We start from the raw sequence: 12,871 nt of genomic DNA on the forward strand, positions 1-12,871 counted from the left end.
GGCGGGATCAGCCCCGCCTATACCATGCCAATTATGCTGGATGTGGGCACCAACAACGAAAAACTACTGGCTGATCCTATGTATATGGGCTCACGTCATAAACGTATCAGCCAGGATGAATACGACGAGTTTATCGAATTATTCATCAATGCCGTTAAACGCCGCTGGCCCAATGCCATGATTCAGTTCGAGGATTTTGCCCAGCCGAATGCGATGCCGATTCTGAAAAAGTATCAGGATCAGGTGTGTTGCTTTAATGACGATATTCAGGGCACTGCCGCCGTCACGGTCGGTACTTTGCTGGCAGCCTGCCGCACTAAGCAGGCGCGATTGTCCGAACAAAAAGTGGTATTTGTTGGCGCCGGTTCGGCTGGTTGCGGCATCGCCGAGCAAATCATTTGCCAGATGGTAGCAGAGGGTCTGAGCGAGGCGCAGGCACGTTCACAAATCTACATGGTGGATCGTTTTGGCCTGTTAACCAGCGATATGCCGGGCCTGCGTGATTTTCAGCAGGCATTGGCACAGCCGACAGATTCACTGGCAGACTGGACCTATAGCGGCGACTATCCTTCACTGCTGGATGTCATGCACTGTGCCAAGCCCGGCATTCTGATTGGTGTGTCCGGTCAGCCACGCCTGTTCACCGAACAAGTCGTGCGCGCCATGCATCAGCATTGTCCGCAGCCGATTATTTTCCCGCTGAGTAACCCGATTAAGCAAATCGAAGCACATCCGAAAGATTTAATCGAATGGACAAACGGCGAGGTCATCGTTGCCACCGGTAGCCCATTCAAACCAATTAACTATCAGGGTAAGCAATATCCGGTCGCGCAGTGCAACAACAGTTATATTTTCCCGGGCGTGGGATTGGGCGTTATTGCCGGTAAGCTCACCCGAATTACCGATGAAATGCTGCTGATTGCCAGTGAGACCTTGGCGGCAGCGTCTCCACTAGCCAATACCGGTCACGGAGAATTACTGCCACCACTGACCGAATTGGCGACCCTGAGTAAACAAATTGCCTTTGCGGTCGCGAAAACCGGCCAGCAACAAGGGTTGGCACTGGAAATGAGTGACGAGATGTTGGAGCAGAGCATTGAAGCTAACTTTTGGAAACCTAACTATCGTCAATACAGACGGGTTAGCGTGTAGTCGATTGCCCTGTCAAAAAGCCACCAGCCGGTGGCTTTTTTGTTTCAGACCTTTTATCAGCGAATGCTCAGCTAAATCTCAGGTCTTTATCAGGTTTTTCAGTGCCCGCGATGTCATCCTGCCCAAAACTCAACTGGAGCACATCATGCCTATGTTAATCCCGACCATTAAGAACGCTAATCCCATCCGTCTGCTCGCTTGGGGCGCAGCCTTGTTACTGTGGTTACTACCCGCCATCGCCATGCAATTTACCGCTGAAGTGAACTGGACCGCGCTGGATTTTACAGTTTTCGCCGCCATGATCGGCAGCGTCGGCCTGGCGCTGGATCGATTGGTGCATCTGTCAGCCAACGCAAGTTTTCGCCTGGCGTCTATCGCGTTGATGTTTACCTTGTTTTTACTTATCTGGGTCAATCTGGCGGTGGGGATTATCGGTGGAGACTCAGAGCCTCTCAATCTGATCTACGCCCTGGTCCTCGTCGCTGGCGTCGTGATGGCATGGGCGGGGCGATTTACACCTAATGCCATGCTCAAATGCTGTTTAATTATGGCCGTGACCCAAAGTGTAATTACCCTTGTTGCCATTATTCTCGGCTGGGGCCAGCCCTACAGCACGCCAATGATGCTGTTTATTGGCAACGGTATCTTTATTCTCGGTTTTCTCACTGCTGGTGCACTGTTTTACCACGCAGCGCGTGGCGATTTCCCTGCTAAGACAGATTAAGATACAGTGTAAAAAGCAAAGTATTTCAAAGAATTAGTTTTTGCAGATGATCAAATTTGGCACCTTTACGCTCGACATTCAGAATCGGCAGCTATTTGAGAACGACCAACGCGTGGAGCTTAATCCACGCTATCTGGATGCACTCATCTTATTAATCCAGCATCGGGGTGAGCTGGTCGCGAAAGACGTATTTTTTGACTCTGTGTGGCCCGGGGTTGTGGTGACTGATGATGCGCTCACCCAATGTATCAAGACCTTACGCAAACTGTTACGCGACTCTGCCACCGCCCCGGTCTTTATCCAAACAGTGCCGAAACATGGCTACCGTTTTATCGCCGAATGCCGTGAGCAAACCGATCCACAGCCTGCAATCACCCAGCATAGCTATCTGGCCATCGCTCATCCCGGATGGCGCCTGTTTATCGGTGGTCTCGCCGGCGGCGCATTGGCAGGCCTGTTTGGCGGTATATTAATCGCGATGGGATTACTGCAACTGCAACCACATGCCGGTGCGTTCTCCACCCTGATCACCATTACCAGTCTGACCCTGTTTATGGCGTTACTTGGCAGCGCCGGGATCAGTACGGGTGTGGCGCTGAGTCGCCACATGCGGTTTCCCATCCTTCCCATCGCCAGCGCCGCCATAGGCGGCATGCTGGTTGGTGCGTTAGTGAAACTGGTGGGATTTGACACCTTGCAGTTACTGACCGGTCAGGTTCCCACTACGATTACAGGTGCATGGGAAGGACTATTGCTCGGTTTTAGTGCCGGCTCGGCCTATTGGCTGTTGGGTCATCCGGGGCGCTTTCGATTTGCCATCTCGGCAGGAGTCGGCGTGTTAACCGGTGCCTGTATTCAACTTTCTGGTGGACAATTGATGGTTGGCAGCTTGTTCGCGCTGGCACAGCAGTACCCAAATGCATCGTTGAATATCCCACCGTTACCCCCGCTTATCAGCCTGCTAATCTGCATGCTGGAAGCCCTCGTTTTTACGGTCTTTATTGGCCTTGGGCTGACACTGGCAACCCGTTCACCAAAGGATTGATCCGCGTCAATCCTACGTGACACTCTTTCTTTTAAAATTTAGAAAAATCTAAATTAGCGCATGACAAAATAAATGCGTCAGCGTATATTTCAGAACAATCTAAATTAGTAGCAATTTAACTAAGGACACGATGAAAGCCTGGGTATTACATTTGGCCATCGCCCGTCGTAAATGGGTGTTTTGGGGACTCGCATTATTAACTGCCGTAATGGTGGCACAACTGCCACGCATTCAAATTGATACCGATCCGGAAAACATGCTGCCTGCAGATAATCAGGCACGCATTTTCCACAATCAGGCTCGCGAAACCTTTGCCATGCACGATGCGATTGTGGTCGGCGCGGTTAACAACGATGGAATTTATACCCCCGAATCACTCGCCGCGCTAAAAAGTGTCAGTGACTTTGCCGCCACGCTGGACGGCGTCATCGTGCAAGATCTGATGTCATTGTCTGCGGTGGACAACATCACACAGGAAGGCCCGGGAACGATACGTTTCGAGTGGATGATGAAGCAAGTCCCCGAAACCAGCGAAAAAGCCGCCCAACTGCGCAGCAATGTCGAGCGCTTGCCTTTGCTATTCAATACTCTGGTTAGCGAAGACGGCAAAGCCGCCGCGATTTATGTCCCCATCATCGATAAAAACCAAAGTTATGCCATCGCGCGCCAGTTACAGGCACACATTGATAGCCTGAGTAGCACAGACCAATGGCATATCACCGGTCTGCCTGTGGCAGAAGACCGCTTTGGCTATGAGATGTTTGTGCAAATGGGGATCTCTGCGCCACTGGCCGGCCTGATGATTTTTGTTTTGCTGTTCATTTTCTTCCGCAACGTGCCCTTTATTACCGCCCCCATGATTGTGGCAATGGCAACCGTGTTGATCACCATGGGGTTATTGATCGGCATGGGGTTCACCGTGCACATTATGTCCTCAATGATTGCCATTTTTCTGATGCCCATCGCCGTGGTGGACTCGGTGCATATCATGTCGGAATTTGCTGATCGCTATCGCCCGGGCATGTCTGTAAAAGAGGTGATTAAAGAAATCGTCGGCCACCTTTTCACGCCCATGTTGTATACCTCAGTGACCTCTACAGTGGGCTTTTTGTCCCTGATGCTGACGCCGATTCCACCGGTGCAGATCTTTGGTGCATTTGTCGGTTTCGGCATCATGTTAGCGTTTGTCATTACCATTGTGTTTATTCCCGCCTATCTGGTCAGCCTGAACCCGGCCACACTGGATAAGATGCAACAACATTTGCCGGATGAGACCCAATCCAAGTTGGCTGGCGCGGTGCGCAAGCTGGGTAAACTGGCTGGCAGCCATGCCAAATTATGGCTGATGGGATTTATGCTGATTTTCGCCTTCTCTGTGTGGGGGATCAGCAAGATTCAAATTAATGACAATCCGGTACGCTGGTTCAAACAAGACCATCAATTGCGCGTTGCCGACCGGGTGTTAAATGATCACTTTGCCGGTACCTACGATGCGTTTTTAGTCCTGCAATCAACGACGGCCCCTAATACAGCAATCAATCGTGCCCTGGAAACGGCCGCGTCCAGCATGTCTTCAGCCTCGGCTAACTGGCTGAAGTCGTTAAAAACACTGGGGCTGGACCAAGCGATTAGCGCCATTGATGACAAACTGTTTGAGATGACTGACAGCACAGATCAGGCTGCGCTTGAACAACTGATGATGTCGCTGGAGCAAATCAATCGCGACAGTAAAGTGTTCACTCAGCCAGAAGTACTGGAATATATGGCGGGCCTGCAGGCGCATATGCAGCAAAGCGGCCTGGTCGGTAAGTCCAACTCCCTGACCGATGTAGTGAAAACCGTCAATCGTGAGCTGCGCAGCGGCGAGCAGTCGGACTATCAATTGCCAGCAACCGCCAATGGTGTGGCGCAGGCATTGTTGCAATATCAATCTTCACACCGCCCGGATGACCTGTGGCACTTTGTCACCCCGGACTACCAACAATCTCTGCTGTGGTTGCAATTAACCAGTGGTGATAATCAGGATATGACTGCGGTAGTCGATTTAGTTGATGACTATGTGGCAACGAATCCGCTACCCGAGGGTTTGCGCTACGATTGGGCCGGCAAAGCATATCTGAATGTAGTCTGGCAACAGGCCATGGTGGCCGGAATGCTCGACAGCCTTATCAGTGCCTTCATCACCGTATTTATCATGATGGTGATCCTGTTCCGTTCTCTGGTCTATGGCACGCTGGCCATGTTACCGCTGACCATTACCATCAGCCTGATTTACGGCCTGATTGGCTGGATAGGTAAGGATTACGATATGCCGATTGCGGTATTGTCTTCTCTTACACTGGGCTTATCGGTTGATTTCGCCATTCACTTCCTCGAGCGTGCGCGAGATACCTACCGCAATACGGGCAACCTGCGCACTGCATTACAGGTGATGTTCGAAGAGCCTGGCCGCGCCATCAGCCGCAATGCCATCGTGATCGCTATGGGCTTCACGCCGTTACTGTTTGCACCTCTGGTGCCTTACATCACGGTGGGGATTTTCCTCGCCAGCATTATGGCCGTCTCAGCCCTGGTAACATTGATCATGTTGCCAGCCTTAATGACCCTGTTACAGCGCCGTGTTTAAGGAGTTAATCATGCAACGAATTCGCTTATTAGCCCCATTACTGTTCGCCATGGCATTACCAGCCAGTGCGCAAGACATTGATGCCCGGGAAATTGTCAAACAAGCAGAACTGGCTGCGTACTACGCCGGCGATGATGGCCGTAGTGCCGCTCGCATGTTGATTAAGGACGCACAAGGCCGTACCCAGACCCGTCAGTTTATTATTCTGCGTAAAGATCGCGAGGACGGCGGCGCACAGGATATGATGGTGTTTTTCTCCCGCCCGTCTGATGTACGTAACACGGTATTTCGCGTGGTGAAACAGGTCGAACGCGATGACGATCGCTGGCTGTATTTACCCGGTCTGGATTTGGTCAAACGTATTTCCGCCGGCGATAAACGTACATCATTCGTGGGCTCTCACTTTTTCTATGAAGATGTATCGGGCCGCCGTACCGATGAGGACAGCTTTACGCTATTAAGTGACGAGGGCGAGCGCTACGTACTGGAAGGCAAACCAACTGATCCTGCCAGTGTCGAATTCAACCGCTATGTAGTGGAGATCGACAAACAAACCAAACTGCCCATGCTGATCAACTTTTACCAAAACGGTGATCAACCATACCGCCGCGTGGAGGCCCTGAAAATCGAGAACATTCAGGGGCATCCAACCGTGACCCACTCGCGGGTATCGGATCTGCAAAGTGGTGGCTCGACCGAGATGCAATTTCGCTTTGTCAGCTATGACCTGGGTTTACCAGACGATATTTTCAGCGAGCGCAGCCTGCGCAACCCGCCTACTGACTGGTTAACTCTGCGGGACTAGACCATGCGATTGTTGCTGATATTAAGCCTGGTTAGTTCGCTCAGTTTCGCCCAGCAATCAGATTCTGATGACTGGGGCGACGATAGTTGGGACACCGACTGGGCCGAGCAGGAAACTGGCTTACAGTTTACCGGATTTATTGAAGGCGGCCTGGGTGGGCGGCTGCAATCATCTGCTTTGCACTCACGTCAAACCCTGTCAGGTGCGCGGGTGCGTATTGAATCCCAGTATAGCTGGCAGGACGTGCGCCTGACTGCGAAAGGAGATGTGGGCTTCGACGGCGTGCAGCAAAAATGGCAGACCGGCTGGCGCGAATTAAGTGCTCAAACAAGTCTGGGACAGCATCTTGACCTTAAACTAGGTCGCCAGGTACTCACCTGGGGCACCGGTGATTATGTTTTCCTTAACGACCTGTTCCCTAAAGATTGGCTGGCATTCTTCGCCGGCCAGGATGATGAGTATCTCAAGGCACCCGCTGATGCCGTGCGCCTGACCGCGTTTCATGACTGGGCCAATCTGGATATTGCCTGGATGCCAGAGTTCACCCCGGATAATTACATCAATGGCGAGGTGTTTTCATTCTTCAGCCCGTGGGCTGGCATTACGATTGCGCCCGGATTTCACGCGGAAACACCCAATGATGACGAATGGGCGTTGCGCTTGTATAAAACGCTCAACGGCACCGAATGGGCGCTATATGGCTATCAAGGCTATGAAAAAAGTCCGAAAAGTCTGACAGTAGCAGGCCTGCCCTATTTTGCCCCGTTGACTGCCTGGGGAGGATCGGTGCGTTTGCCAGTCGGCGATGGTCTGTTCAACTTCGAATTTAGCCGCCACCGCAGCACGGATGATAACGACGGTCACAATCCACGGATTAGTAACAGCAAAGACTTAGTGCTAATTGGCTATGAGTGGGAGTTAGTCACTCGCTTAACCGCCGGGGTGCAATTGTATCTGGAACACACTAACAACCACGGCGCACTGCTCGCGGCCAGCCCGTTTCCCCAGTGGGAATCGAACCACAATCGCAGCGTATTGACTAACCGCTTAACATGGCGCGACAGCGCCGAGTTATGGACCTTATCCCTGTTTAGCTTCTATTCCCTAAGCGATAAGGATTTTTATCTGCGTCCCAGTGCCAGCTACCGCCTGAATGACCAGTGGCGTTTTAGCGCTGGCGCCAATTTGTTTGGCGGGGACACCCAATACGACTTTTTTGCGCAGTTCAAAGACAACAACAACGTCTGGCTGCGTATTCGCTATGCCTATTGACCAAGGAGAAATTTATGAGTGTTGAACGTGCCTTAACCGCTTTTGCTGGCTTTATGGTGTTGTTATCGGTTGCCCTGACCTATTACGTGCATCCGAATTTTGTATGGTTTACGGTGTTTATCGGCGCTAACCTGTTTCAACAAAGTTTCACCGGTTTTTGCCCGGCTACCATCATTATGAAAAAAGTATTCGGCCTGAAAACTGAAGCGCAACTGGCCAGCGGCAAATAACTTGATTCGCTCGCCACAACGCGCCACAATTCGGTGAGATCCGAGGAGTACTGTATGCAAACCACCGCCCCCCATTTACATCAGGACGAAGCCAAAATGGCCGCAACGTTTTTGCGTTGTATGGCTAATGAGCACAGACTGCAGATCCTCTGCCGCCTGGCGAATGGTGAAATGAGCGTGGGTGAGTTAATCGAACCATTCGATTTGAGTGCGTCGGCATTTTCCCAGCACCTGGCCGTATTGCGCGGTCAGGGCTTGGTGACGTACCGCAAGCAATCGCAAACCTTGTACTACTCCATCAGTGATCCGGACACTATGACATTTATTCAACAGTTAAAGAGTAAATTCTGTCCGGATGAGTAATCCGGTTTTATTCTTTTTCTGCAGGCCAGTTTACTGGCCTTTTGTGTTTTTTAAGGGCGCCTAATGCACAATTTTATTTATCACAATCCCACTAAAGTGATCTTTGGCAAAAACACTATCACTCAACTGCGAAATGAACTGCCGACGGATGCCAAAGTATTGGTGTTGTATGGTGGGGGAAGTATTAAACACAACGGTGTGTATGAGCAGGTATGCCAGGCGCTGGATGGCGTTGAGTGGGGCGAGTTTGCAGGTATTGAACCAAACCCTGAATATGACACCCTGATGCAGGCCGTAACGCTGATTAAACAGCAGGGCTTTACCTATTTGCTCGCTGTTGGCGGTGGTTCGGTCATCGACGGCGTCAAATTTATCGCCGCAGCCGCCCATTTTGAGGGTGAGCCATGGGATATTCTGGCAAAACAAGCCAAAGTGGAGAGCGCGCTGCCACTAGGCTGTGTGCTCACGTTGCCGGCCACAGGCAGTGAAACCAATATTGCCTCTGTGGTAAATCGCCGTGCATTGGGTAAAAAGTTGTCATTCCTGTCTGAGCATGTACGCCCGCAGTTCGCCGTGCTGGATCCAGAAGTCACCTATTCTTTGCCTGAGCGTCAGTTGGCTAATGGTGTGGTCGACGCATTTGTGCACGTCATCGAGCAATACCTGACCTATCCGGTCAATGCCACTGTGCAGGACCGTTTTGCCGAGGCAATTTTACAAAATCTGCTGGATATTGGCCCGACGGTATTCAACAAGGATTACGCCACACGCGCCAACCTGATGTGGAATGCGACACAGGCGTTAAATGGACTGATTGGTGTTGGCGTGCCGCAAGATTGGTCTACGCACATGATTGGACATGAGCTAACCGCGCTATATGGGTTGGATCACGCAGTAACACTGGCTATCGTGTTACCGTCAATGTTACGTCACACGAAAGCGGCCAAACGCGAGAAATTATTACAATACGCGCAGCGTGTGTGGCATTTGGATCTCGTTGACGAAGAACAGGCGATTGAACAGGCAATTGCCAATACCGAGGCCTTTTTCCGCCAGATGGGTATGCTTACCCGCCTGAGTGAACATGATATCAACGATGACGCCGTTCGCTTGGTGCCACGCAAATTAATGGAAAATGGTATGTTCAAGTTTGGCGAGCGCGGCGAACTCACACCCAAGGATGCCGAAACCGTCATCCGCAACGCTATGTAAAAAAAGCCGCTGATGCGGCTTTTTCTTTCGTAGGTGTTAGCTCTCAATATTCAGACTACGGATCTCATCACGGGTCTGATTTTCCAGCATTTCCAGTGTTTTACCGTGTGGTACAGGCGTTTTTGTTTCCGGATCAACCTGCACAAAAACGATGTCATCGGCGTAACAAATGGTTTTCTTGGTGGCTTTGTTACGTACCAGACAGGTCACAGTGATGGATGTACGCCCTACCGATTTGGTCGCCAGACCAAACTCGACAATATCGCCCTGCACCGCAGGGGATTCAAAACTGATTTCACCGATATGTTTTGTCACCAGAAAATTAGTTTCCAACTGACAAATGGCATAAATTGCCGCCTCTTCGTCAATCCACTCCAGCGCGCGACCACCAAACAACGCATTGGCATAATTTAAATCGTTGGGCATCACCAACCGTCGGGACAAAAAGCGCATCGTATTCCTCGTTAACTTTCAATAAACTAGCGGTAATTATACGTGGAAATGTCGCAATCTGAGGTGGAAATTGCTGGAACAGGCGATCAACTGGCTGAATAACATGCAGGATGCCCCTGGCCATCGCTTATTCTTGGTTATTGAAGGTAGCGAGGCGTTTGCTATCGAGCAGACACAGAGGTTACTCAACAAATTCACGCCCGCATCAGCACTCAGCCTTAATTGTCACTTGGATGGAGTTACGAGTGGCAGCACTAAGCAATTTCGCCATCATTTGGGTCAGGAATTCGAATGGGTAATATTCAATGCCCATCAGGGCTTTCGGGCCTCAGCGTTTTCCGCGATGACAGCCTGTGTAAAGCGTTCTGGTCTGTTTATCCTGTTATGTCCTCCCATAGCGGACTGGCCGTCCTCACCAGATCCAGCGCTAAAAGAACGCGTCAGCGTGGGTTTTCAGCATTCAGTAAACGATAGCCCCTATCTCCGGTTGTTCTGTCAGATCATTCAACAATGCACCTATGCATCGCGCCTGTCCGCGTACGAGTTCATAGCGGGTCACATCGATGCACTTCAACAGATAACCCATGATCAATTTCAGCTAACTACCGAACAACGGGACATCATTCACCTGGTTTGTCGTCGGGCTGAGCAACACGTTATGCCACCTTGCGTGCTTCGTGCCGATCGTGGGCGCGGTAAATCTACCGCGCTTGGCATCATCGCCCATTCACTGGCCGAACGTGGGCTGGACGTGACAGTGACCGCACCAAGCAGACGCCAGTTAAATACATTTTTCGGGCACTGCACACACCCATCTGTGCGATTTATACCTGTCGATGAACTACTGCGTGGTCCAACGAATACCCACTGCCTGTTAATTGATGAGGCTGCGATGTTCCCCGCCGATGCGATAAAGCGCCTGTTACAATCCTTTCCAAAAGTGGTGATGGCCACCACAGTGAATGGCTATGAGGGATCCGGGCGCGGCTTTGATATCCGCGTCACGGGCCATCTGAATAAACACTATCCCGATTGGCAACTGATGACGTTGCAACAACCCGTTCGCTGGGCTGAGAACTGCCCTCTGGAGTCATTAACCAATCAAGTGATGCTGATGGACACAGAGACATCTTGTGTCTCGCGGCAAGATGGAATGGTTCTGCTCTCCGGCCAGGAACTGGCAGTCGAGCCTCAGTTACTTAAGACGGTATGGACGTTATTAATTAATGCCCATTACCAAACCACCCCGGATGATCTGCAACGTATGTTGGATGGCCCGGAAAATCATCTGATACTACGCATAAATAACGGATGCGTGCAGGGAGCGCTGTGGTTGGTTGAAGAGCCTGACCATCTCACTCAGCTGGCAGAGTCAATCTGCTCTGGTGATCGGCGTCCCTCTGGTTATCTGCTTCCGCAACTACTCGCCTATAACCACGCGCAACCTGAGTACTTGCAGTACCGATATGCGCGAGTAATCCGAATAGCAACGGATGAAACATGCAGGCGGCGCGGGATTGCCAGTAGCTTATTAGCATTTGCCGCCAATTGGGCCAAAGCGCAAAAATTCGATCTTATTGGTACGACTTTCGGCGCTAATCATTCTCTCGTCGAATTTTGGCGGGCGAATCATTATCAGGCTTTACATCTGGGTGAATCGACCGATGCGTCAAGTGGTGAAGTGAGTATCGCCATGGCATTGCCATTAAACACCGAAGGCCAACAGGCGTTGGATAAACTTACCGAAGCCTTTGCCAATAAAATCAAATGCGGATTGTTTTATCGAGAGATAAATAAGCACACCTTAACGATGATTTTACAAAGCTTACCGGATAGACAACGCACCTTGCCAGCCCTTAGCTATTTGTGCCGCGGTAGCAGGCCCGCATTAAGCCAGAAATCAGAACTACTCCAGCTTCTGGTGGATCGCGCGACAGTCATGGATCACACCTCCGTGCGCATACTTATCGACTTGCTCCTGATGCATCGCCCAGTAACTATTGTCGCCAAAGACTTTGGCCTCGATGGCCAAAAAACGCTAAATCACAAATTGAAACAATTAGTTAGCGAACTTTATATAGAGAATTAAGACTAAACACCTGTCATTTTTCACAGGGAAGTCATTATGAAACTGCGTAGAAGCCATGTATTGTTTGGATTGTTTTTAATCTGTCAGAGTGTGCATGCGGACCCCGAAACCGGCCGTAAGATTGATTACGATGAACTCAACGGCATGGCAATATTAGCCACCCAGCTCAAAAGCCCCTTCTCCGAAATCCGTGCATTTGTTACTCCACAGAGTAAGTCCATCAAACTGGAGGCGGTAAAATTATGGCTGGAAATTGATGGTACTCCGCAAATGCCAATTGATATTCAGGCGGACGGTACCTTTATTCTTCCAGCCCTGAGTGATGCACAGGCAAAACATGCTCAATTAGCGGTTAATCAGGCGAAAGGAGACGTGTCACTGAGTGTAAGCGCAAAAGTTAACCCTCCGCAGACACTGGAAGTGTCATATCAGGATTTATTTCTGATTCTGACGGACACCGAAGCGTTAATCGATGAAATAGCTGGTGCTGCCTCCTGGTTCGTCCCTACCCCAGATGACCTCTCGTTTAAATTTGATCAACCAGCCAATATAAAAATCGCCGACAAGGTTTATAAAACCAACGACGAGAATCTCATTGCGATAACGCGCAATAAAAAGATGTATAAACAAAATCCTACGGTGGTGTTTAGCCGTCTCCCACTGGAAATTAATCCCGAATAAGCAGCATTTCACTTACCCCAAAGGCTATCCATTGGATAGCCTTGTTTTTAGTCATCAGCTAGATTTCAAGCGCGACAACCAAAACGCCCTGCGATTAATCTCACATGGGAGTGAAGAACGGTGAGCTTCGGGTAGCCCACCTTAGATTTTCGGATGCAAACAAAAAAGCCCCTGTCTTACGACAAGGGCTTTTCCGTAAATTGGGAGCCTGCGGGGCTG

Annotated in this window: 12 protein-coding genes; 11 read left to right on the forward strand and 1 reads right to left on the reverse strand. The window is 50.5% G+C overall.

What is annotated here, in order from left to right; genetic code table 11:
• The 9 genes from TK45_RS04910 to TK45_RS04950 all read left to right on the forward strand — a co-directional run.
• Positions 1-1,152, forward strand: a 1,152-nt coding sequence (locus tag TK45_RS04910; protein WP_131257524.1) for an NAD-dependent malic enzyme, incomplete at its 5' end; no start/stop codon positions are given.
• 145 nt (positions 1,153-1,297) lie between these two features.
• Entirely contained in the window at positions 1,298-1,876 is a 579-nt protein-coding gene (locus TK45_RS04915) for a hypothetical protein (RefSeq protein WP_131257525.1), read from the forward strand.
• Positions 1,877-1,922: 46 nt separating this feature from the next.
• Positions 1,923-2,921 (forward strand): transcriptional regulator, encoded by a 999-nt coding sequence (locus tag TK45_RS04920; RefSeq protein ID WP_254426545.1) that lies wholly within the window; start codon positions 1,923-1,925, stop codon positions 2,919-2,921.
• Between the two features lie 130 nt (positions 2,922-3,051).
• Complete coding sequence (locus TK45_RS04925; protein WP_131257527.1) at positions 3,052-5,547, forward strand: RND family transporter; 2,496 nt, start codon at positions 3,052-3,054, stop codon at positions 5,545-5,547.
• A 10-nt stretch (positions 5,548-5,557) separates the two neighbouring features.
• Complete coding sequence (locus tag TK45_RS04930) at positions 5,558-6,352, forward strand: outer membrane lipoprotein-sorting protein (protein WP_131257528.1); 795 nt, start codon at positions 5,558-5,560, stop codon at positions 6,350-6,352.
• Positions 6,353-6,355: 3 nt separating this feature from the next.
• On the forward strand, positions 6,356-7,624 hold the full coding sequence (locus tag TK45_RS04935; RefSeq protein ID WP_131257529.1) for a hypothetical protein: 1,269 nt from the start codon (positions 6,356-6,358) through the stop codon (positions 7,622-7,624).
• 14 nt (positions 7,625-7,638) lie between these two features.
• On the forward strand, positions 7,639-7,854 hold the full coding sequence (locus TK45_RS04940) for a DUF2892 domain-containing protein (RefSeq protein ID WP_131257530.1): 216 nt from the start codon (positions 7,639-7,641) through the stop codon (positions 7,852-7,854).
• 54 nt (positions 7,855-7,908) lie between these two features.
• Positions 7,909-8,217: a metalloregulator ArsR/SmtB family transcription factor gene (locus TK45_RS04945; RefSeq protein WP_131257531.1), complete on the forward strand. Its 309-nt coding sequence runs from the start codon at positions 7,909-7,911 to the stop codon at positions 8,215-8,217.
• Between the two features lie 63 nt (positions 8,218-8,280).
• Positions 8,281-9,429, forward strand: a complete 1,149-nt coding sequence (locus TK45_RS04950; protein ID WP_131257532.1) for an iron-containing alcohol dehydrogenase — start codon at positions 8,281-8,283, stop codon at positions 9,427-9,429.
• A gap of 36 nt (positions 9,430-9,465) precedes the next feature.
• Here TK45_RS04950 and TK45_RS04955 read toward each other — a convergent pair whose 3' ends face one another.
• Positions 9,466-9,882 (reverse strand): acyl-CoA thioesterase, encoded by a 417-nt coding sequence (locus TK45_RS04955; RefSeq protein ID WP_131257533.1) that lies wholly within the window; start codon positions 9,880-9,882, stop codon positions 9,466-9,468.
• A 70-nt stretch (positions 9,883-9,952) separates the two neighbouring features.
• Here TK45_RS04955 and TK45_RS04960 point away from each other — a divergent pair, with 70 nt between their 5' ends.
• Both TK45_RS04960 and TK45_RS04965 read left to right on the forward strand, forming a co-directional pair.
• The gene (locus TK45_RS04960) at positions 9,953-11,971 is read left to right on the forward strand and encodes a GNAT family N-acetyltransferase (RefSeq protein ID WP_131257534.1); all 2,019 of its coding nucleotides are present in this window, start codon (positions 9,953-9,955) and stop codon (positions 11,969-11,971) included.
• Between the two features lie 36 nt (positions 11,972-12,007).
• A complete protein-coding gene (locus TK45_RS04965; RefSeq protein ID WP_131257535.1) occupies positions 12,008-12,652 on the forward strand; it encodes a DUF2987 domain-containing protein in 645 nt (214 codons plus the stop codon).
• The last annotated feature ends 219 nt before the right edge of the window (positions 12,653-12,871 follow it).

This window comes from Bowmanella sp. JS7-9 (genome assembly GCF_004329715.1).
In the GTDB taxonomy this organism is placed as follows: Bacteria; Pseudomonadota; Gammaproteobacteria; order Enterobacterales; family Alteromonadaceae; genus Pseudobowmanella; species Pseudobowmanella zhangzhouensis.